The following is a 21,763-nucleotide window of genomic DNA, read 5'->3' as shown; positions in this document are numbered from 1 at the left end:
AGAAGCTGCATCCGGCGTTTATTTTGTTGACAAAGGACTACAAGTATAGTCTAATGGCGTCATCGGTAGGCGAACGACTTGATGAAGAGGTCTGGTCATGGCTGCTCGTGAAGAGCCAACGCCGTTATCGCCCGCGGAATGGGAAGTGATGAAGGTCCTGTGGGACCACGGGCCGCTCGCGGCGCGCGACGTCTATGCACGATTGCCTGACCAACACGGCTGGGCCTACAAGACCGTGAAGACGCTGCTGTCGCGGTTGGTCGCCAAGGACGCCTTGGCCTACGACCAGGTCGGGAATTCGTACCTCTATCGTGCGGCCGTCGACCGGCAGCGGATGACGCGGCAGGAAGTTCGCAGCATCTTTCAACGCCTGATTAGCGAGGCATCAGCGCCCGTGCTGGCGCAGTTCATCGAAGAAGCCGAGCTTTCGGACGAAGAGATTCGCGCGCTGAAGCGGCAACTCGATCAGAAGCGCAACGATCGCTCGCGCTAGCGACACGGGAGAGAAGGCGTGGACACCATTGAGCTGCTGTCGGGTCGCTGGTGGAACTGGATTGTCGCGGCAAGCTGGCAGTTAGCGATTGTGACTTGCGTCGTCGGGGCGCTTGTGGCACTGCTGCGCCGTGCCTCGCCCCGATTGCGCCACGCCCTATGGCTGATCGTCTTGGTAAAAGTCTTTCTGCCCCCCGGCCTGACGGCGCCGTGGAGCATCGGCCGGTTCGTGGCTCCGCGGGTTGCGGCCGCAGGGATTTCGCTTTCGCCTAACGGCGCCATTCAAAAGGCGGACAGCACCGAGACTGAAGATGGCTCGATTGCTGTCGACGACGATGCCGCGGGAATCGTTGCGGCGCAGAATGACTCCAGGCTGGCGCGGGCGACCAAGGACGCGGTTGGGCTCTCAACTCGCGCCTGCTTGATGTTGGCCTGGCTCACGGGGCTCTTTGTGTTCGCCGTCGTTGTCCTGGCTCGGTATGTAGAGGTTTTGCGCGTCGTTCGCGAGGCAACGGTCATTGACGAGGGGCCCATCCGGGTTTTGGCCGAGAGGATTGGCTTGGCGTTACACTTGCAGCGCCTGCCCGAGTTGCTGGCCACGCTGCGCGTGAGCAGTCCCTTTCTGTTCGGAGCGTTACGGCCACGGATTGTCCTGCCGGCGGCCTTGATGGCGGATTTAAACGAAACCGAATTGCGTGCGGTGTTGACGCACGAATTGATTCATTGGCAGCGCCGCGACGTCTGGATCGGTTGGTTGCAAGTCGTGGGGCAGGGGATGTTCTGGTTTCATCCGTTCCTGTGGTGGGTTAACCGCGAGCTACGCCACGAGCGTGAATGCGCTTGTGACGAGGCAGTGCTGCGACTTGGCGAAGTACGCCCGCAGCAGTACGGCGACTCGATCGTGCGGGTGTTGATGGCGGCGCGCGCGAGGTCGATGGCGACGGGCAGTCTGGTCGGTGTTTTCGAACGTGGAACAAAACTGCAAAACCGATTGGAGGAGATCGTGAATCACGAATCCGCGGCACGAAGATTTGGTTGGTGGTCCCGGTTGGCAGTCGCGGCCTTGGCCCTGCTTGTGCTGCCGATAGCGCCTGGCGCTAGTCAGCCCGGCAAGGCATCGGACTTGCCGGAGAAAACACCTTATCCCCAGATTGTTTCCACGACCCCCAAGATCGGCGCGACGGACGTGGCAGCAGACCTGCAATGGATTACGGTCACCTTCGATCGTGACATGGCCGACGGCATGAGCTGGACCGGTGGTCCGCCCTTCTTCCCTCAAACGGATGAGAAACGCCAGGCGAAATGGAAAGACCAACGCACCTGCGTATTGCCCGTCAAACTGGCGGCAGGCACCTATTATCGGCTGGGCATCAATTCGACGAGCTACCGGAATTTTCGAGCCCAGGGCGGTCCGCCGGCGCCCCCCTCGGCCTTGTATTTTGCGACCAAGGGGGCGAATGCCGATGTGGCGGCTCGGGTTGAAGTTCCGAAAATCGTCTCCCTCTCGCCCGCCAATGATGCGCAGGATGTTGATCCAAGTACGACGCAGTTGCAGGTCACGTTCGACAGGCCGATGGGAGAAGGAATGTCGTGGACCGGCCGCGGGCCGAAAGTTCCCAAGATGGACAATACGATCCCGCCACGATGGTCGTCGGATGGCCGGGTGTGCGCAATCTCGGTGAAGCTGGAACCAGGGCACGATTACGAAATCGGGCTCAATGATCCCCACAACGTCAATTTCCAAAGCAGCTTCGGCGTCCCCCTAAAGGCGATCGTCTATCGCTTTCGCACGGCAGGCAAATAAGATGGGCAAACACGCCCTGGGGAAAAGTGTGTGTTCGCCGAGTGAGTAGCGAGATTCCGCCGACGTCCGCCGTCCGACTGTGAATCGAATTTGGCACGGCTGTTGCTAAGCTAAGCTTGAGGAGCGATCCTGACGGTGGCGGGATCGTGATGCGCTCCGCAAGGGGGGGCTGCCGTGATCTGCGGCGGCCGATTCGATAAACGTTTGGGTGGACAGCTATGCGCAACTATCACTGCGTCTGCGGAAATACTATTTTTTTCCACAACAGCCAATGCATCGCTTGCAGGCGGGAGCAAGGATTCTGCCCCACGTGCCGGCTGGTGGTCGCACTGTTGCCTCAAGAAGAGGGCGGGTACCTGTGCGGCAACCCCGAATGTGGCGCGGCACTGGCCAAGTGTCAGAACTACGCAGAACATAACGTCTGCAATCGTAGCGTACCGGCCGATGCCGCGGGGACGTTATGCGATTGTTGCCGATTCAACGAAACTATTCCGGACCTGTCCGTTGCGGGCAATTGGGAGAAATGGCAACGCTTGGAAACGGCCAAACGCCGGCTGTTTTATGATCTGGAGGAACTCGGCCTGCCGTACGGTCAGGCCTGCGATCAGGTCGATCCGCCGCTCACGTTCGACTTCAAGGCCGACGTAATCCCCGTCAAGAACTTTTGGCGCTCGATCGGCAAGGTCGAAAAGGTGTTCACCGGGCACGCCGCTGGCCGGATCACGATCAACATTCGCGAAGCGGACGATGTCGAGCGCGAAAAGCTACGCGTGGACTTCGGCGAGGCACACCGTACGCTGATCGGCCACTTCCGTCACGAGATCGGGCATTATTACTGGGACCAACTAGTGAAGGGCCGGCGCGAGGATGAGTGCCGCGCCGTCTTCGGCGACCACGATAATCCAACTTACGCCGAGGCGATCGAAAAGTATTACAAGGACGGTGCGCCCGTGGATTGGTCGCAGAATTACGTCAGCGCCTACGCGACGATGCATCCTTGGGAGGATTTCGCCGAGACGTGGGCCACTTATCTGGACATGATCAGCGGCCTTGATACGGCCCAACATGTCGGTTTTGGTGGCGTCGCCGAGCCGATCGCCGCGGATCTCGACGCAATGGTGCGGCGCTATCAGCAATTGGGGATCGCGCTGAACGAAGTGAATCGCAGCATGGGGTTGCTGGATGTGGTGCCCGAGATCTTCGTCGAGCCCGTCGTGGCGAAGCTGCGCTTCATCCACGATCTGGCGCGGGCCGGTCGCGCCGAGAATGGCGCGCTGGGCGGGACGCCCCCGGTTACGGCGGGCGAAATTCCTGCGCCGCCGGACGCCGCCTCGGCGGGGCCAGTCTTGAACGAGACCGGCGTCGTGGTTGCAGGCAGCGCCTGAACGATTCGTGCCTGAATGTTTTGTTAAATGCCATGCTGGTCGTTTCGCGACCAGCGTGACGTCATCGGCGTATCTTGCGATTCGGCATTGCGAAACGCGGGTTGACCTTATCAGCCGCGCTCGCGAAAATTGCGCTGCCACCCGCCGAATCTTTCCCGATCGTCCGATCCGATACAAGCTTGCAACGCCGGTTTTCTAACGTGATGACTCACGGACCGGCTTCCTCGGCGGCGTTTCGGGACGCCTATTGCAATCGCTATCGCCTTGAAAACAGACCCACCCGATATGCGTGCAGGCACACATTCCTGGACAACGCTGGCCACGGGCATTTTCGCGTGCTTGTTGATTGTTGCCGGCAGCATTTGCTTTCGGGAAATCAGCGCGCTGCACGAAAACTCGAGCTGGGTGGCCCACACGCACGAGGTGATCGGTGCGTTGGAAAAGTGTATTGCCACGATCACTGACGCCGAGACCAGCCAACGCGGCTTCGTGATTACGGGTAACAACGATTACCTGTCCCGGTACGACGCCACACAAGCCGACTGCCAGGCCTCCTTGGCGGAAGTCGAGAAGTTGACCGGCGACAACCCGGACCAGCAGGAAAAGATTGCACGATTGCAAGAGGTGGTTCGTAAGCGCCTGGCCGAGCTGCAAGTCCCCTTGGAACTGGCGAAGAATCAAGATACCGCCGGAGCGCGCGAGCGCATCAAGGAAGGGCGGGGCCTTGCGTCGATGGACCAAATTCGGTCTTTGATCGACGAGATGCAGCAAGACGAGCGTAGCTTGCTCGCCGAGCGCGAGACGGCGAACAACCGGACGTTCTCGTCCGCGCTGCGGAACGTGATCGTTAACGTGCTCGTGGGCCTGGCGGCGCTGGCGACCGTCTGGTACCTGGTCTATCGCTATTTGCAGGTGCTTGACAAGTCGGCGGCCGAAATCCACGACCAGCGCGAGCTGCTGCACGCCACGCTGATCAGCATTGGCGACGGTGTGATCGCCACGGACCACGAGGGGCGCGTCAATTTTCTCAATGCGGTGGCGCAGCGGCTGACGGGCTGGAACGAGTCGGACGCGGCAGGCCAGCCACTATCCCGCGTGTTCCATATCGTTAACGAGGAAACGCGGCAGGTTGTCGACAACCCGGCCGAGCGCGCGCTGCGCGAAGGGCAAATCGTGGGGTTGGCGAACCACACGATCCTGATCGCGAAGGATGGCGTCGAGTGGCCGCTGGACGACAGCGCCGCACCGATTCGCACCCGCACCGGCGAGGTCCGAGGAGCGATTCTGGTGTTTCGCGAGATCACTGAGCGAAAGTTGTACGAGCGGCAATTGATGTCGCATGCCGATCAATTGGCCGAGGACGATCGTCGCAAGAACGAGTTTCTGGCGACATTGGCGCACGAATTGCGCAATCCGTTGTCGCCCCTGAGCAATGCCCTGCAGTTGTGGCCGTTCGTGAAGGACAACCCGGCCGAATTGGAACGCCTGCGCGTGCTGATGGTGCGACAACTGCGGCAGATGAATCGCTTGATCGACGATCTCTTGGATGTTTCGCGCGTGACGCGCGGCCACATTCATTTGCAAAAACAACAGGTCGATATCACGGCCCCGATCAACGAGGCGATCGAAACGGTTAAGCCATTCATCGATGTGGCCGGGCAACGTTTGACGGTGACGCTGCCGGAGAGCCCCGTATTAGTCGATGGGGACGTGGCCCGTCTGACGCAAGTCTTTGGAAATATTCTGAACAATGCCTCGAAGTTCACAGGCCGCGACGGTGTCATCTGGGTCAGCGCAGAATCCACCGACGGTCATGTCGTCGTGCGATTTCGCGACAACGGACCGGGCATTCCCACCAATATGCTGGGCGAAATCTTCGAGATGTTTCGCCAAGGAGACAACTCGCTGGAGCGAGCCAACGGCGGACTGGGCATTGGCCTGACGCTGGTCAAACGGCTGGTCGAGGAACATGGCGGCTCAATCCAGGCACACAGTGATGGTCCGGGATGCGGCAGCGAATTCGTCGTGAAGTTGCCCACGCTTGCTCCGACAGACGCCAACGGCGATGGCCAGGAGATGCGCTATCGCGTCGAACAGGTGGCCAGTGTGCCGGCGCACCGCATTCTCGTCGTCGACGACGTACGCGCTTCGGCGCATACCCTGGCCATGATGCTGCGCGTGATTGGCCAGGAGGTGGCCGAGGCGAACGACGGGCCGACCGGCATCGAGTGGGCGCTCGCCAACCGGCCGGCCGTTGTATTTCTGGATATCGCCATGCCAGGCATGAGCGGGTATGACGTGGCACGCCGCATGCGGGCGGAATTGCCTGAGGTCGTGCTGGTGGCGCTGACCGGTTACGGGCAGGAAGACGACCGCCGGACAGCGCTAGAGGCCGGCTTCGATCATCACCTGGTAAAGCCGACCAGCCTCGATACTCTGCGGCAATTGCTGGCGGGGATTGGTCCGGCCGGCGTTCCCGTCGATGGACAGGCCACGTAAATTCGACGTCCTGTGCAACAGAAGCACTGGCCCCCATCGACGCGCGCCAATCGAAGCGTCCAAGCGTGAAAAAAAGCCGTGGCGGCTGGTCCGGGATCTGGCAAGGGAATTGATCCCGCGACCGCACCGCCACGGCCCGTGCATCGTGAACGCAAACGACGCGATCAGATCGTCTCGAAGATCTTCGAGAAGTCGAACGCGCTTTGCGTGATGCTGCTCGACGTGTTGTCGACGTAGCTCTTGGCCGTTCCGGCGGTGTCGCGATTGAGCGACCACATCGATATCCGTGCCATGTCATGCTGCTGGGCAAAGGTCGTAAGCTGCTGGGCGGCAGGCTTGTCGAAGACCTCGTTCGTGTCGTCGTTGACACCGATCATCGGAGTGACACCGATCATCTGCCACAACTGCGCACTGGTCTTGGCCGTGCCGTAAAGTCCTTGCAATTGCGCGAACAGACTATTGGCGGCCTCGATGGCAAAGGTCCCCATCTGCCCTTGCGGGTTCGGCGCGGCCGACTCGCCGTAATCCATCGTCATGACGTTGACACCGCCGATCTGCACGCCATATTTCAGCGCGGATTGCAACACGTACAACCCGTCGGCCGTGAGGCCCGAGGGGAGTGCCGGCAGTGTGAACCAGATCGTCAGAGGCTGGCCTGCCGCGGCCTGCGCCTGTTGCAGTGCGGCGAGGGCCTGCGAGCGACGATCGATCGAGGCGTGATCCGCCACGGCGGCCCCTTCGATATCGAAATCGATGTGCGTCAGGTTGTAATCCGTCACGACGGTTTGATAGGCCGCGGTGAGCGTCTTTACATTCGTGATGACTTGGGCGAGTTCCTGTCCGGCTTCGCCACCGAATGATGCCATCACGTCGCCGCCGAGCGATCGGACCGAAGCCACTTGCTGACGCAGCGCCATGTCGAAGGCGCCGCCGTTGACTTCATACTCGCTGTAACCGCCCCAGGCAGGCTGATTCTGCGCGTCGGCCGTAATGAAGGCCAGCGTGTAATACTTGACGCCTTGCGTTTGCGTTGCGGACACCAGGTTGTAGGTCGGATACAGCGTCACATCGACGTAAGGCGCGTAGTACTGCGCCGGCCAGGCCACGGTCGACGCCGGGGTTCCGACCGTCAGCGTCACGATCGCCGAGCCGGTACCGCCGCGACCATCGCTGACGGTGTACGAGAAGCTGTCTGTGCCGAGGTAACCGGTCGTGGGCGTGTACGTCACGGTGCCGTTGGAGTTCAGCAGCGTCGTGCCGTGCGATGGCTTAGTCACGGCGGTGACGGTTAGCGGATCGCCATCGGGATCGGTGTCGTTGGCTAAGACGTTGACGATCGTGGCCTGATTAGGGTTTACCAGCAGCGCATCGGCGGCCGGCGTTGGGGAATGGTTGGTTGTGCCTCCGCCCGATGTGCCACCTGTTGTGGAACCGCTGTGCAGCAGATAGTTGGTGGGCACGACCGTCGAATTGCCGGGGCTGCCGTTAAATCCAAAAGAAGCCGTGCCTCCGGCCGGAATCGTGCTGTTCCAACCGGCGTTCGTGATGACGTAGTGATTGCCCGTATGGCTGACAATCGATGCGTCCCAGATCGATGTGATCGTGGCCGGGAAGTCAAATTCCAGGGTCCAATTCGTAACGGGCTGCTGGCTGCTGTTGGTGACGGTGACCTGACCGGTAAAGCCTGATCCCCAATCGCTGGTGACCTGGTATTTGAAATTGCCGGTCGAGGGGGCGGTGTCGTCGTTGGTGATGGTGCCGGTTGCCGTTGCGCGATTGATCGTCGCGCCGGTGGGATTGCTGAGCGAGACGGTGAAGGTCTCGTTTAATTCGACCGTGGTGTCCCCAAGTACGGGTACCACGATCTGCCCGGTGGTTTGCCCAGCGGCGATGGTCAGCGTGCCGGTGGTGGTCGAGTAGTCGCTGCCGGCGGTCGCAGTGCCGTTAGCGGTTGAATACTTGACGGTGACCGGCGTCGTCGCGGCAGCCGAAAGCGAGACGTTGAAAACAAAATTCGACGTGCCGGAATTTCCTTCGGCCTGCGTGACGTCGGCAATCGAGAGTGTTGGCGCGGGGGCAGGCTGACCGCCGCCGCCGGCTGCCACACCGTTGACGACGTAGTTCGTCGGCGCGATGTTGCCGCCGCCACTGGCGACGAAGCCGAAGCTCACGCTGGAATTCGCACCCAGCGTGCTGTCGTACGACAGCCCTTGGATGACGTAATGGTTGCCGGTGTGGCTGACGACCTTGGCATCCCAGATCGAGGTGATATTGCGGGCCAGATCGAACTGGGCCTGCCAGTTCGGAATGCTCGTGGCCTGCTGGTTCGTAAGTTGAAGCTGTGCCTGATAGCCGGAGCCCCAATCGTTGGTGAGCGTATAGGTGGCCAGCACGCCGGCGGCCAGCATATTGCGATCTTCGAGCATTTCGAAAGTGCGGGCGCCGAACATCCGGCGGCCAGGTTTTTGTTTCTTTGGGCTGTTTGAGCGACCGAAGCGCGCGAGCCAGTTTCGCTGCTGATTCCATTTGTTCATGGTGCAAGTTCCTGGTGGTGTTTCCCTGCGCCGCGTTCGTTTCGCGAGTGCGCGAACGCCAACGCCTGTATTTGCGAGACGAGCCGTTTCCCCGAACTTTTGTCGCGACTTGGCGCGCGGGGAGGCGCTGCTACTGGCTCTACGAAAGCGGCGCGAACCTTGGGCCGGACTGAGCCGGCGAAGATGTGGTAGGGGAACCCCTGCAATCCCCCCAACCGATTCGCGGTGCGACGATCTTTACCGGAAATGCGGGCGAAGGCAAGGTAATGAACGCGCAGCGAACTCGCCGCGTAGTGCAAGTAACCTATCTTGCTCCCGGTTCAGAGAGCTTCCCCTATGCCAAGAGGACACGTCCTTCCGGACGGCGCTAGCGTTGCCACATTACGTGGCGAGGCTGGCCTGACTCAAGACGAAATGGCGCAACGAGCCGGCTACGGCCTGCGCACGATCGGGAACGTCGAGGGAGGACGTCCCACCACGGCGGCAACACTGACGGCCATCGCCACAGTGCTGGGCGTCTGCCTGGGCCGGCCTGTGCAGCTATCCGACCTGCTAATGCGGCGACGGGACACGGAGGGAACCGCAAGAGGAGGCAATAGCGGTCTGGCCTTCCGCGAGAACATCAAGCTGCTGGAACTGCCGTCCTCGGCGGCCAATTCCACCAGCGGCGCGGACGTCGCGTCGACCAAGATGGCCGTACTGACCGACACGGTTTGTCTGCGCGGGGCGCCTGAGCATGCCGCGGAGATCATGTTCTATTATCCGGGCCGAGAGATCGACGGAGTGTCATTGTCGCACGCCAGGAATGCGGCGTGGATGGGCATGAGCGAAGTTCGCCTGCGCGAAAGTGAACATGCCCCGCGCGATCGATTTCGGGCGCTTCGGCTGACACTTTCCGAGCCGCGCTCCGACGCGACCCTCGTGCAGAATCGGGTGGAATTCAACGATGGATTCTCGCGCCCGCATCAGAAGGTTTTTCCCGCGCACGTCGCCTACCCGACCGATAGTTTGACGCTGTTGGTGAAGTTTCCGACGAACGAACCATTTCGCGTGCTGCGCGGATTATGGCGTCGCAAGGCGGGGGCGCCGCTGTTGCCTGCGGCCGAGAAGCCGCTGGCGCTTGTGCCCGGCAACCTGGCTTATTGGCGCATCAATGCGGCCCGCCCCGGCGAGACCTATCAACTGAGCTGGACGTAGGGGCTCGACCGCCTCTGACCCCGGGCTGCTGCATAGTCTGGCCCCGGCTGGGAAGACGCTCGTCGGGCAGCGTTTAACACCTTTGCCGCCGCTGCCGACCGATTTCGGACCCCGCTTTGACGGATCGCCCTGCGGACCGTACAAAAGGGAGGTCGCTCGGCGCGGCAGCGAGATGGCTGCCGATGAGAGGCCCCCGCAATGGGGCGCTGTGAACCTGGTCAGGGGAGAAATCCAGCAGCCATAAGCAGTCAGCTCTTTGTGCGGGGGTCTCTCACCGGTCGCCTGACCAGCGATCCTGGGTGAGCCCGATTCCACGTTTAGCTGGTTCGAGCCGCCCCCGTTCCGTCGAGGCTACGCCGCGCGGCGCACAGGTGCGAATCCGCGAGCGGTCGCCGAGCACGACGATCTTTGAGGTGCATCAAGGAGGCGAATTCTCATGGCGAGCGAGCGTCTGCCCCAGGACACGCAGGACGACGACGCCCCGCCATCCGACCTTGCTGGCCAGCGGGACCACGGCCGTAAAGAGTACGTCGTTGTCGCGCGGCGTTATCGGCCACAGGCTTTCGGGCAGTTGGTCGGCCAGGAGCATGTCGCGCGAGCCCTGACGGCCGCGATTACGAGCAATCGCGTAGGCCACGCCTATCTGTTTACTGGCGCCCGCGGTGTTGGCAAAACGTCCGCGGCAAGAATCCTGGCCAAGTGCCTGAACTGCGTCGAAGGGCCGGCCGCCGTGCCGTGCGACCGTTGCGATAGCTGCCTGAGCATCGCGTCCGGCGACGATGTCGATGTGCTTGAAATCGACGGCGCCAGCAATCGCGGCATCGAAGAGATGCGCGAATTGCGGCATAACGTGGGCATTCGTCCCAGCCGTTCGCATTTTAAGATTTACATCATCGACGAAGTCCACATGCTCACGCGCGAGGCGTTTAACGCCTTGCTGAAAACGCTGGAAGAGCCGCCGGAGCATGTGAAGTTCATCTTCTGCACGACCGAGGCCGAGAAGATTCCGGTCACGATTCTGTCACGCTGCCAACGGTTCGATTTCGCCGGCATCCAGGCGGGCTCGATCGTCGGCCGCTTGAAGCAAATCGTGGCCGCCGAAGGGATCAGCGCCGACGAACAGGCACTTGTGCTGCTTTCGCGGCGGGCTGGTGGTTCGATGCGTGATAGCCAATCGCTGTTAGAGCAGTTATTGGCCGTCGGCGGCAAGCAGATCACGGTCGATGACGTGAACAATCTGCTGGGCACAGCGTCCGATGAGCGGTTGTCGCGACTCGCTGGACACTTAGTCGCGCGTGATGCCGCGGCGGCGATTGCCGATTTGGATGCGGCAGCGGCCGAAGGGGTCGATACCGGGCAATTGCTCGATCAATTGCTGGTTTACTTCCGCGATCTGATGGTGGCCGCGGTCGGCGGATCGTCGGAAATCTTGCTGCAAACCGATCCGACCTCGCAGCGCCTTGCGATCGAGCAGGCCGAGCAACTCGGGTTGCAAACCGTGATGGCCGCGATGCAGATCCTGGATCACACGATCGCGCGGCTGCGGTACAGCACGCAAGGGCGCGTGCTGACGGAGTTGGCACTCGTACGTATTTGCCAACTCGCGGATCTGGAAGAACTGTCGACGTTGGTTGAGCAGGTGCGATCCGGTGCGGGCGTAGTTGAGATTTCTGCGCGCTCAACGGAACGCGTGACGTTGCCTCGTGCTGAACTGTCTCGTCCAGAGGCGCCACGTGTAGCGCTGCCGAGCGCAGCGGACGCTTCGTTAAAAAAAAACGATGAGCCAGTCTTAGCTGATGAAGAAAGCGAATCGACGTCGTCTGCTCTTGCACCCGCTGTAAAAACTTCAACCGCGCAGACAGCTCAAACTTCGCCAGCCGCGGTGCCGCTACAACCGGCCGATGCCATACGTCTGTGGCAGCAAACCTTGGCGCGTCTACAAGGCATGACTGCCGATTATGCCTCTTCGGCTGATCGTGTAGCAATTTCTGCGCCAAACTCGCTGGTCGTTACCTTCGCAAAGAAGTATAATTTGGCCAAAGCCTTCTGTGAGAAGCCTGAACAGGCGGAAAAAATCGAGCGGGCTTTGACCGAAGTGGCGGGCCGGATGGTGCGCGTCACCTTTGAACTCGACCAGGATGCCGGTCCCGAGGCGGCCACCGCGGCCCCGAGACCGACACAAGGGCGGGATCGAGTGCGAGAGGTGGCGAAACATCCGATGGTGACCCGTGCGATGGAGTTATTCGACGCTCGTCCGGTGCGGGTCGACGAACGGAGAAGCTAACCAGTTGCAGATCGAGTTCGGCAACGAACCACACCGACTGGTAGGAATGATCATCACGGTGCGTAAGCGCCAGTGGAGGAACGTGTGTTCGGCGGATTAGGAAACCTGGCTTCGATGCTCCGGCAAGCCCAGCAGATCGGTGGCAAGCTGGAAGGCATGAACGATACATTACGCGGCAAGCGCGCCACGGGGAGCGCCGGCGGCGGCATGGTCGAAATCGAGGTCAATGGATTACAGGAAGTGCTGAGTTGCCGGATCGACCCTTCGCTGTTTGCTCAGGGGGATCGTGAGCTGCTGGAAGACCTGGTGCGCGGCGCTTCGAATGACGCGATTGCCAAGGCCCGGCAGTTTCATGCCCAGGCGATGCAGGAGGTGATGGGGGGCGCGGATATGCCCGGCTTCAGCGAGGCGCTGGCGAAACTGGGTGGCGGACCGTCCCCCGGCGGTTGAGCGCCCGGCGGTTGAGCAAAATACTTGACGGAGAGGAATCGCACACGTGCCGCAGTTGACGGAATCGGTGAGCCGGCTGGTGCAAGAGTTTTCGCGCTTGCCGGGCGTTGGCAAGAAGAGCGCTGAACGATTGACGTACCACGTCTTGCGCGTCAGCAAGACCGAGGCGCTGGCGCTTGCGGATGCGATTCGCAACGTCAAGGAAAACGTTCATTACTGCAAGGTCTGTTACAACCTGGCCGAAGGCGAGCTTTGCGAGATCTGCGGCGACGCACGCCGCGATCAAAAGCTGTTATGCGTGGTCGAACAACCACGCGACTTGATGGCGCTTGAGCAGGCCGGAACCTATCGCGGCCTGTACCACGTACTGTTGGGAAGGATTGCGCCGCTGGAAGGCGTAGGACCGGATCAATTGACGATCGATGCACTGACCGAGCGGGTGCGGGTCGGTGAGTTTCGCGAAGTGATCATGGGTACGAATCCGACGTTGGAAGGGGATGGCACGGCGCTTTACATTTCCAACTGTTTGGCCGAATCTGGGGTGGAAATCACGAAACTTGCTCGGGGAATCACGACCGGCAGCGTGCTAGAATTTGCTAACAAGGAGATCCTTGCAGATGCCTTGTCGGGGCGGCAGAAGTTTTAAGTCATTTCGCGTAATCGTCGGCACCGTTCTGGGGCGCGGCGCTATAGAATGCCACTGGGGGCCAGCGTGGGCGGAGGATTCCGCCGGCGGCTGACATCAAGCAGAAGAAGCAACTCGCATGCGTTTGTCCTTTGGTCAAGAGCTGAAGCTCGTCCAGAAGCAGATTCTGGCGCCGCGGATGATCCAGTCGATGGAGATTCTGCAGTTGCCGATCATGGAGCTGCAAGAACGGATCGAGCAAGAGATTGCTGAAAACCCGTGCCTCGACAAGCTGGAAAACGATCCTGACTTGCCAGACGAGACGGGCGAAATCGAAGAAAACCCGAACGCACCGACGGCAGAGGAACGCGAGCTGGTCGTCGATGAAACGAAGAACAACGAAGACGATTTCGAGCGGCTGCTGAACCTCAACGAAGAGTGGCCGGACACCTTCGACGAGCGGCCACGCACCTCCAGCACGCGGATGGAGGAAGACGCCAATCGCAAGCATGATGCGATCGCCAACATGGTGGCGCGACCGCAGACGTTGCAAGATTACCTGTGCGATCAGTTGAGCTGGTTCGAGCTCGACGAAAGCACTCGGCAGATGGCCGAGCGCATCATTTACAGCCTGGACGCCAATGGCTGGCTGCGCGGACAGCTCGAGGATTTGATCGATCCCAACGGTGGGCTCGAACAACTGGCCCTGGCCAAACGCGCCTTGGCCGTGGTGCAAAAGCTCGATCCCCCCGGTATTGGCGCGCATGACTTGCGCGAGTGTCTGCTATTGCAACTGACGCCGGTCATGCACTGCTACGAACAGTTGCGGACGCTGGTCTCGGGGCACTTGGAAGATATCGAGCACAATCGCTGGCCCGTAATTCAGCGGCGCACCGGTTACTCGATGGAGCTGATCCAGGAGTCGCTGCAGGAATTGCGCAAGTTGAATCCTAAGCCGGGGGCCGATTTCGGCGAAGTGCCGGCGCCGACGGTTACGCCCGACGTATTCATCGACGTCATCGAAGGGGGGAAGTACAAGGTCCGGCTCGAAGACGGTCGTACGCCCAGCCTGTTCATCAGCCCCTACTATCGCAAGATGCTGATGAAAGGGGACGCGACCGACGCCGAAAAGGAATGGATCAAGCGCAAGATCAACTCGGCGCAGTGGCTGATTGAATCAATTGAGCAGCGCCGCAATACGCTGACGCGCGTGGCGCAGGCGATCGTCGATCACCAGACCGAATTCTTGACGAAAGGCCCCGAGTCGATCGAGCCTTTGAAGATGCAGCAGATCGCCGACAAGGTGGGGGTCCACGTCACGACGGTCAGCCGAGCCGTCGACGATAAATGGATCCAGACGCCGCGCGGCATCTTCCCCTTGAAGCGATTCTTCGGCGGCGGCACCGTCAGCGCGGCGGGCGAGGAAGTCGCCTGGGACGCGGTGCGGTTGAAGCTGCAAGAGATCGTCGACGGCGAAAGCAAGCAGCATCCTCATAGCGATGACGAGCTGGTCAAGGAGTTGGAAAAGCACGGCCTTTCCGTGGCCCGCCGCACAGTGACCAAGTATCGCAAGGCGATGAAGATTCCCAGCTCCCGCCAACGGCGCGACTGGACGATTGCCCCCGGCGAGGCCGCGGCAGGCGAGCATTCCGCATCGCAGAACGGAGCGGCGGGGCACGCAGGAGATTTGGCGGCCGCCCTCGACGATGACGCTGCCGATGGCGAAGGTGACGGCGACTAGCCGTTACACGTACGGCGCCATGCTGGCATAAGTCCTACTTGGTCCGAGAGCGGTAGAGTAGACTTGAACTCTAGGCTGGGCCTATAGGTCTGGGCCTGGAATTTCCCCGTGCGGGGGAGGGCGCCTGAGCCGTGAGGACGCATCGATCGATGGTGAATGGTGCGATCCCCCGATTCTCTTCGCCCGGCCGGAAGCGTAGATTGCCGCGTTGCAAACCTGCGACGGCCATCGGACTGAGATTGGCAAGCCACTTATGAAGTGCCCTTTCTGTCGGGTCGACAACGACCGCGTGACTGATTCGCGAGCTAGCGAGGATGGCTTCGCTATTCGCCGCCGCCGCGAGTGTGTGAACTGTCACCGCCGCTATACCACGTATGAACGGATCGAGGAGCAGGCCGTCAAGGTGGTGAAGAAGGATGGCGTGCGCGTCCCTTTCGAGCGCGACAAACTCAAAAGGGGGTTGGAACGGGCCTGTTGGAAGCGGCCGATCAGCGACGAACAGATCGAGGCCACGGTCGCGGCGATCGAGGCCGAGGTCTTTGCCAACTTCGACGCCGAAGTCAACAGCCGCAACCTGGGTGAGTTGGCCATGCAACACCTGCGGCAACTCGACCAGGTGGCCTACGTGCGGTTTGCCAGCGTCTATCGCGACTTCGAGGATGTCCGCGATTTTGTCGAGGAACTGCAGCCGATGCTCGATAAGAACGAGCCGGCGCCATAGCTGCTAGGTTCTCTACTCGCCGGCGAGCGGTTTCAGCACCGCGCCCAATCGAAAACCGGCTTGCACCACGCGATCCGTGGCGATGCGCACGCCGGTCGTTAGATATTCCTCGCTGACCCGGAGGGGAAGGGGGGGACGCCCATCGGTGCGCGCCGGTTGTACGCGCAGGTAGCCCAGCACTTCCGGCGTATAGACGACCGAATCGACGAGTTGCCGGCTTTCGGTCAGCCATTGCTTTTCGTCAAGTTGCGCGGCGGCGGTTCGACCGAGCTGTGCGAGCCGAACATCGGCCGAGAGTTCGCCGGCACGACGCCGGGCGGCCGCGAACGTGGTCCAATCGCCCAGGAACTCGTCCCACAGCGCGTGCAAGTTGAAGCCTTGCTGCGTCGGTACCGAATTGCCCCCTTTGTCTCCTTCGGGGAACAAATTTGTCGAGAACATCGCCGTGGAATGCAGCGGCTGGTGCAGATCGCCGACGTCATGCAACAGCCAGCAGAGCCAGACCGCGGCTTCAGCCTCCGAGGCCGGTCGCGCGGCGAGCGTCTTGCGCGCCAGGCGAATCGTTTGCACCGCGTTCATGTCCGACTGCGGACTATTCGGCGGGTCGAGCGACTGATTCAACGACAGCGATTTCTCGATGGCCGTCCGGTCCGCATCGCTAAGAAATGTCGGCAGGTCGATGTAGTGCCAGGTGGGATGGTTGTATTTCTGCTTCAAGTCATCCGGCAGACCGCGCGCCATATCGGGCCAGATGGCCGCCTGTTGCAGCAACCATTCGCCTTGAATCTCGGCCGCGCCCTTGCCTACTTCGGGCGGCATGTGCGGGGCGAAGTCTTCGGCATAGCGCGGGTGCTGCTTCAATAAGGCGGCGAGTTTGCTTTGCTGCGCTGGGGAAAGTTGCCGAAACGCGATCGAGGCGATGATCTTGTGCCCGGCCTCGCTCCAGCCACGCACGGCGGACGCGGGGAAGAGCAGTAGCAAACAGGCCAGCGTAACGATCCGTCGAAGTCGCATAGAAACACAGCTCTGGGTGCGGATTAGTGGTTCCACTCGTCGTGCGTTGATACCAGACGAGTCGCGCCGAATCTACGCGGTGCCGGCCAGTCGTCAAGCGGCGCGCCAACTTCTCACGAAACTCTAACGCCGCACTGATATTTCGCACATGCAGCGTTAACGCGAATCTATTGCAACTCTCACACGGCGTTCATTGCTTGCAAACGTGCGCGCGTTACGATCCCGCAAACTTTGCTTGTAATCGCGAGTCTCGGGCGCTCGAGCGTCGTCTCGGCGCTGGCAAGGAAAGTTTCGCGGCTCGCATTTTCATTCTCAAGGGAGCATCTCATGACCCATTCGTTCCGTTCCGATCGCGGCAGTTCGATGCGGCGCAACAACAACAAGAGTCGCCGCGTGTGCCGGCTGGAACCGCTCGAGCGACGCGAGCTGCTGACCGCCAGTGCGCTAGCCAATGGCGTCGGGACGACGATCGAATACACAGGCCCGTTCAGCACCTTTTTGCCGGTCGGAAGCGGTCCGAATTCCTACAGCGGGTTTTCGTCGTTTGGCAATATCGATGTTCCTGCGAGCGCCTTTGCCTTGAATTCGGGCGTGTCGGGAGTGAACAACCTGAGCTTGAATCTGTTCAACACGGCGACCTCCGGGAAGTTCGCGCCGACTGACGGTTCGTTCGCCGTTTACTTCGTGCCGAACAATACGACGCCCGTCAGCAGCATGCGCTTTGGCGGTCCGACCGGAACCAAGGCCGGAACGCAGGTCGACCTGGCGGCCATCGGCACCACGACGGGCGGAGCCTCGACGCTGGGCATCGATTCGTCGGACTTGGTCGGCACGTTCAGCGTCACGTCGGGACTGCCGCAGGGATACTCCACCTTCACGTTCAACAGCTTGGGGGGCGGCGCGAAGACAGGCATCGCGACCGATTTGAACAATGGCACGAACGTGCGTTTCGTCGTTGTCTCGCTGGACAACACCGGAAAGGCAGACTGGGAAGGCAGCTTCAACAACGAGTATCCGCAGGTCCAATTGGACGTTAACCAGGCTCCCCTGGTGAGCTTTGGCTCGTCGAGCTTCTCGGTCAACGAAGTCGATCAAATCTCAGGCCATACCACGGTAGCGACGATTTCGGTCCATCGCAGTGGTAACCCCAGCACGTCGCTAGACATAAACTATCAGACCAGTGACGTCACGGCGCACCAGCCGGCTGACTATACGGCGGCTTCGGGCGTGCTGCACTGGGACGCCGGTGACACGAGCGACAAGACCTTTACCGTCAGCTTCAACGACATTACGACCAGCGACCCCAGCCGAAGCATAAGCCTGTCGTTGACCGATCACGGCGGCAATCCCATCGCCCCCGTCTTTCCGGCGGGCGGAAGCACGGCGCCGCTGACGATCAACTATCTGCAAGCCGGGCAGGTCTTCATCGATCAAAGCTCGTACAACGTCAACGAAACGGCCGGCACCGTGGCGATCAAGATCGATCGCACGGGAAGCAATGTGAATAGTTCCACGGCCGACGTGACCTTGTCGACTGCCAGTGGGTTGGCGTATCAGAATGATCCGCAAAACCCGCAAGACGCTCAGGCCGGCCGCGATTTCGGCACGTCGGGCAATACGACCGCACCCACATACGCCGTGCATTTTGCCGCTGGTCAGTCGCAGGCGACGATCAATGTTCCGCTAATCAACGTGGCGACCTTCGCCGGCACTCGCTCGTTCACCGCGTCGCTGAGCAACGTCAGCACGGGGACGCAGATCACGACGCCGGGTGCCACCACGGTCGCGATCACCGATAACACGGTCGCCAATAGCGACACTCCCACGGGTATCACAACCCAGACCTCGGGCGTCGAGACGAACGGTCCGTTCTACGTCAACAACTTCATGAACCTGGCGTCAACGCCGCATTCGGGATTCGGTTTTGCCACGATGCCGGTCCTGACGTTCGGCGCTGGCTCGACGGTTTTCACGGGCACGACGGCCTCGACCGTCGATAGCCTGAAGCTGAGCCTGTTCAATCTGGCGACCTCGGGCAGTTTTGCCGGCACGCCGGGGAGCTTCGATCTCTACCTGTTGACCGACAACACCGTGGACGACACCGCGCTGGTCTATGGTGGCGGTAACGGAACGACCGGACCGGCGGTGATCGGCACGCAAGCCACTCCGATTTACGTCGGCACGGCCAACTTCACGAACAACCAGGTCGGCTACAACGATTTCGTATTTGATAACCTGCCGGCTGCCGTGCGGACGGCGCTCGCGAGCGATTTGAATTCGGGCGGCGCGTCGCAAATCCGCTTCGCGATCACGCCGTCGCAGGGGAGCCCCGTGGCGGCCGACTGGGAGGGTAACTACCTCGTCAGTCAGCCACAGTTGACGCTGTTGACTGAGACCGGGACCGTGGCTGCCACCCCACCGACGATAACGGGTGTCGTCGTGGACGGCACTAGCTGGTCGCCCACGGCGTTAAGTGCCCTGCAAGCCGCGGGTCAGGGAAATGGCCTGGGCTATTCGTTCCCCGTGGGATCGACAGCGCAGCTGAATTCGCTTCCTTGGGGCAATGTGAACCAGGTGCAGGTGACATTCAGCGAGGCGGTGAACGTTTCGCAATCGAGCTTAAGCGTGACCGGAGTTAACGGTTCGTACGCGGTCAGCAATTTCAGCTATAACCCCTCGACGTTCACGGCTACCTGGACACTGGTTAATGGAATCAGTCGCGATCGCTTGAACCTGGTCGTACATGCCAGCGGCGCAGGGGCCGTGACGGACACCGCCGGGGATCCGTTGGATGGCGAGTGGACCAACGGTGTCAGCTCGTATCCTTCGGGCAATGGGACCGCTGGCGGCGACTTCAATTTCGGCTTTAACGTTTTGCCTGGCGATGCCAATCAGGACGGCGTCGTCAACGCTCAGGACCTGGCAATCGTGTCTTCGGGTTGGTTGAAGAGTGGCCCGCACGGCGATGTTAACGCCGATGGGATTATCAATGCCCAGGACCTGGCGGCCATTTCCTCGAGTTGGCTGGCGACGTTGCCCGCCGGCGGTGCGCAGGCCTCGGTCGAGAGTGCTGCTGTAACAGTCGCTCCGGCAGCGCAAAGTGCGGCGGCCACGAGCCCAATCGCGATTGATTTGAGCAGCATCGGGCCGATTGAAGGCAACTTCTCGCCATCGATCGTGCAGCACAGTGCGGTGCTGAGCACGCTTTCCACGGCGTCGTTTGCCGGACCGATCCAACCGGATCGTGTGGCGGCGTTTGTTGGCCGATTCGATGCCGCTGCGGCTGCGGGCGTTGCTGCTCCGGTGTCGTCGCAGGGTACAGCTGCCGGCAATGGCCAAGTGACGGCGTCGGGCGTCGATCACCAGTCATCGATCACCGACGTATTGGAGGACGACCTGCTGACGTCGAACATCGACGACGAGCTGTTGAGCGTCGTCGCCAGCGCCCGCAGTGGAAAGAACGCGTGAACGAGTCGGAGGGTGTGAAGCGGTCTCTTCACGTTTCCTCACGAACTCCTAACGTGTTTCTGAAGTGAGCCAAATAAGGCGCAAACAATTGCTAGCTAGAATTCTGCTCGGCGCGACAGGTCGCGCCGAGCGGAAGCTGGCGGTGCGCCAAGTAGCGGGAATTTGCTGCGTGCCGTTACGACGCGGACAAAGCGACAGGCGGCTTTTCGGGTAGTTCGTCTTGCCTCGGTTAAGCGGACGTAGGCGCTCCTATTCGCTTGGCATGCGGCGTGCTTTTTCAAAAGTGGTGTTTGTCATGCAGTTTGGGGACGCGCGGGCGAGGAATGCCCTTCAACACGCGCGGCGCACGAGTATGTTGCAGGATGTCGGGGTGCGAAGCAGACAGACGGTTCCGATTCGCACGGCGTTTACGCTGGTCGAATTGCTGGTCGTGATCGCGATCATCGGCATCCTGATTGCGCTGTTGTTGCCGGCTGTGCAAATGGCGCGCGAGGCGGCGCGACGGACGCAATGCATCAATAATTTGAAGCAAATCGGCGTGGCGCTCTCGAATCACGAAAGCGCGCTGCAGGCCTTCCCTCAAGGTCGCAAGTATCCGGACCTGCAAAACAAAAGTTCCAGCAAGCCGATTCAGACGAGCTATACGAGTTATGGCAGCGTTTCCCAGACCGCGAGCTGGCAAACGGGCAATATCTCGGTTCACGTATTTCTGTTGCCGTACATGGAGCAGCAGGTCATTTCGGACCAGATGAACCTGAACGTTGGCCAGACCAACGTCATGACCATCAATGGCAGTCCGGTGAACGTGAACTACAACGCTTATTCGCAGGCGCTTGGCTTGTTCATTTGTCCGACCGATCCCAACACGGGAGTGGTCACTTCGGAAAATAACTACCGGTATAACTTCGGTGGTTCCACGCCCTATGCCGGTGCCGTCGACACAAGCAGCCAGGCGACGCGCACCGATGTGAGCCTGGGCAACGGCGCCTTTACGTATGGAACCGCCTTTCGAACAGGCGATTTCAGCGACGGATTGTCGAATACGGCCTTCTTCTCGGAACGTACCAAGGGGAGCGGCCTGGATATGACGACGGCGCTGCCGACGCGCGCAGATATTGTTGACATGCGTTCGATTCCCGCCGGACTCGTGCCGGTTGATACGATTTATAACGCCTGCCTAAATTACGTTCCGACGGTTAGCCAGTACAGCTTCAGTTCAACCGGGCGTTGGCTCACCGAAGCGACGACCAGCTATTCCAACGGCTGGCCCTTCGCTGCTTACGATGCGACGATGTACAACCACGTCGCGACGCCCAACTGGAAGGGCTACGACTGCGCCTACGATCCGATCGCGGACACGCCCGGCGAGCATGCCTTGGTGTCAGCTCGCAGCGAACATCCCGGCGTGGTCAACGTCTGTTATGGCGACGGTCATGTCGGCACGGTCACCAATGGCGTCGACCTGCAAGTGTGGCGCGCCCTGGGAACCCGCAACGGCGGCGAGCCGGCCACTCCGCCGTGAACTTAACACGTGATCGCCAGACGCGAC

14 protein-coding genes and 1 other RNA gene are annotated in these 21,763 nt (G+C 60.9%); 13 read left to right on the top strand and 2 right to left on the bottom strand.

The features are described 5' to 3' along the window. The first annotated feature begins 97 nt into the window (after positions 1–97). From VGN12_04015 to VGN12_04000, 4 genes are all read left to right on the top strand, one after another. A complete protein-coding gene (locus tag VGN12_04015) occupies positions 98–493 on the top strand; it encodes a BlaI/MecI/CopY family transcriptional regulator (GenBank protein ID HEY4308598.1) in 396 nt (131 codons plus the stop codon). A gap of 18 nt (positions 494–511) precedes the next feature. Next, positions 512–2,296, top strand: a complete 1,785-nt coding sequence (locus tag VGN12_04010; GenBank protein ID HEY4308597.1) for a M56 family metallopeptidase — start codon at positions 512–514, stop codon at positions 2,294–2,296. Positions 2,297–2,514: 218 nt separating this feature from the next. Continuing rightward, positions 2,515–3,681 (top strand): putative zinc-binding metallopeptidase, encoded by a 1,167-nt coding sequence (locus tag VGN12_04005; GenBank protein ID HEY4308596.1) that lies wholly within the window; start codon positions 2,515–2,517, stop codon positions 3,679–3,681. A gap of 285 nt (positions 3,682–3,966) precedes the next feature. Next, a complete protein-coding gene (locus tag VGN12_04000) occupies positions 3,967–6,180 on the top strand; it encodes a CHASE3 domain-containing protein (protein HEY4308595.1) in 2,214 nt (737 codons plus the stop codon). Between the two features lie 164 nt (positions 6,181–6,344). Here VGN12_04000 and VGN12_03995 read toward each other — a convergent pair whose 3' ends face one another. Further along, a complete protein-coding gene (locus VGN12_03995; protein ID HEY4308594.1) occupies positions 6,345–8,714 on the bottom strand; it encodes a cellulose binding domain-containing protein in 2,370 nt (789 codons plus the stop codon). A gap of 336 nt (positions 8,715–9,050) precedes the next feature. Between VGN12_03995 and VGN12_03990 the strand changes: the two genes are divergently transcribed. The 7 genes from VGN12_03990 (at position 9,051) to nrdR (ending at position 15,732) form a co-directional block, all read left to right on the top strand. Further along, on the top strand, positions 9,051–9,911 hold the full coding sequence (locus VGN12_03990) for a helix-turn-helix domain-containing protein (protein HEY4308593.1): 861 nt from the start codon (positions 9,051–9,053) through the stop codon (positions 9,909–9,911). Between the two features lie 181 nt (positions 9,912–10,092). After that, an RNA gene (ffs, locus tag VGN12_03985) (signal recognition particle sRNA small type) lies at positions 10,093–10,190 on the top strand. A gap of 157 nt (positions 10,191–10,347) precedes the next feature. Continuing rightward, positions 10,348–12,195: a DNA polymerase III subunit gamma/tau gene (gene dnaX, locus VGN12_03980; protein ID HEY4308592.1), complete on the top strand. Its 1,848-nt coding sequence runs from the start codon at positions 10,348–10,350 to the stop codon at positions 12,193–12,195. Positions 12,196–12,267: 72 nt separating this feature from the next. Then, the gene (locus tag VGN12_03975) at positions 12,268–12,645 is read left to right on the top strand and encodes a YbaB/EbfC family nucleoid-associated protein (protein ID HEY4308591.1); all 378 of its coding nucleotides are present in this window, start codon (positions 12,268–12,270) and stop codon (positions 12,643–12,645) included. Positions 12,646–12,691: 46 nt separating this feature from the next. Then, entirely contained in the window at positions 12,692–13,291 is a 600-nt protein-coding gene (gene recR / locus VGN12_03970) for a recombination mediator RecR (protein HEY4308590.1), read from the top strand. Between the two features lie 118 nt (positions 13,292–13,409). Further along, entirely contained in the window at positions 13,410–15,011 is a 1,602-nt protein-coding gene (rpoN, locus tag VGN12_03965) for an RNA polymerase factor sigma-54 (GenBank protein ID HEY4308589.1), read from the top strand. Positions 15,012–15,264: 253 nt separating this feature from the next. Then, complete coding sequence (gene nrdR, locus VGN12_03960) at positions 15,265–15,732, top strand: transcriptional regulator NrdR (protein HEY4308588.1); 468 nt, start codon at positions 15,265–15,267, stop codon at positions 15,730–15,732. A 12-nt stretch (positions 15,733–15,744) separates the two neighbouring features. Here nrdR and VGN12_03955 read toward each other — a convergent pair whose 3' ends face one another. After that, positions 15,745–16,746, bottom strand: coding sequence for a S1/P1 nuclease (locus tag VGN12_03955; GenBank protein ID HEY4308587.1), 1,002 nt, complete (start codon positions 16,744–16,746; stop codon positions 15,745–15,747). Positions 16,747–17,073: 327 nt separating this feature from the next. Here VGN12_03955 and VGN12_03950 point away from each other — a divergent pair, with 327 nt between their 5' ends. Beyond that, positions 17,074–20,214: a Calx-beta domain-containing protein gene (locus VGN12_03950; protein HEY4308586.1), complete on the top strand. Its 3,141-nt coding sequence runs from the start codon at positions 17,074–17,076 to the stop codon at positions 20,212–20,214. 370 nt (positions 20,215–20,584) lie between these two features. Continuing rightward, positions 20,585–21,736 carry a DUF1559 domain-containing protein gene (locus tag VGN12_03945; GenBank protein HEY4308585.1) on the top strand — a complete coding sequence of 384 codons (1,152 nt, stop codon included), beginning with the start codon at positions 20,585–20,587 and terminating at the stop codon, positions 21,734–21,736. Positions 21,737–21,763 lie beyond the last annotated feature (27 nt).

It is taken from the genome of Pirellulales bacterium, assembly GCA_036499395.1.
Lineage (GTDB): Bacteria > Planctomycetota > Planctomycetia > Pirellulales > JACPPG01 > JACPPG01.
The sequence above is the reverse complement of the archived record's forward strand: the minus strand, read 5'-3'. Positions and strand labels throughout refer to the sequence as shown.

Coding starts and splice junctions, on each gene's coding strand:
- VGN12_04005 (HEY4308596.1), top strand. CDS start 2,515: ATGCGCAACTATCACTGCGTCTGCGGAAATACTATTTTTTTCCACAAC.
- dnaX (HEY4308592.1), top strand. CDS start 10,348: ATGGCGAGCGAGCGTCTGCCCCAGGACACGCAGGACGACGACGCCCCG.
- VGN12_03990 (HEY4308593.1), top strand. CDS start 9,051: ATGCCAAGAGGACACGTCCTTCCGGACGGCGCTAGCGTTGCCACATTA.
- VGN12_03955 (HEY4308587.1), bottom strand. CDS start 16,746: ATGCGACTTCGACGGATCGTTACGCTGGCCTGTTTGCTACTGCTCTTC.
- rpoN (HEY4308589.1), top strand. CDS start 13,410: ATGCGTTTGTCCTTTGGTCAAGAGCTGAAGCTCGTCCAGAAGCAGATT.
- VGN12_03950 (HEY4308586.1), top strand. CDS start 17,074: ATGACCCATTCGTTCCGTTCCGATCGCGGCAGTTCGATGCGGCGCAAC.
- VGN12_04000 (HEY4308595.1), top strand. CDS start 3,967: ATGCGTGCAGGCACACATTCCTGGACAACGCTGGCCACGGGCATTTTC.
- VGN12_03995 (HEY4308594.1), bottom strand. CDS start 8,714: ATGAACAAATGGAATCAGCAGCGAAACTGGCTCGCGCGCTTCGGTCGC.
- VGN12_04015 (HEY4308598.1), top strand. CDS start 98: ATGGCTGCTCGTGAAGAGCCAACGCCGTTATCGCCCGCGGAATGGGAA.
- nrdR (HEY4308588.1), top strand. CDS start 15,265: ATGAAGTGCCCTTTCTGTCGGGTCGACAACGACCGCGTGACTGATTCG.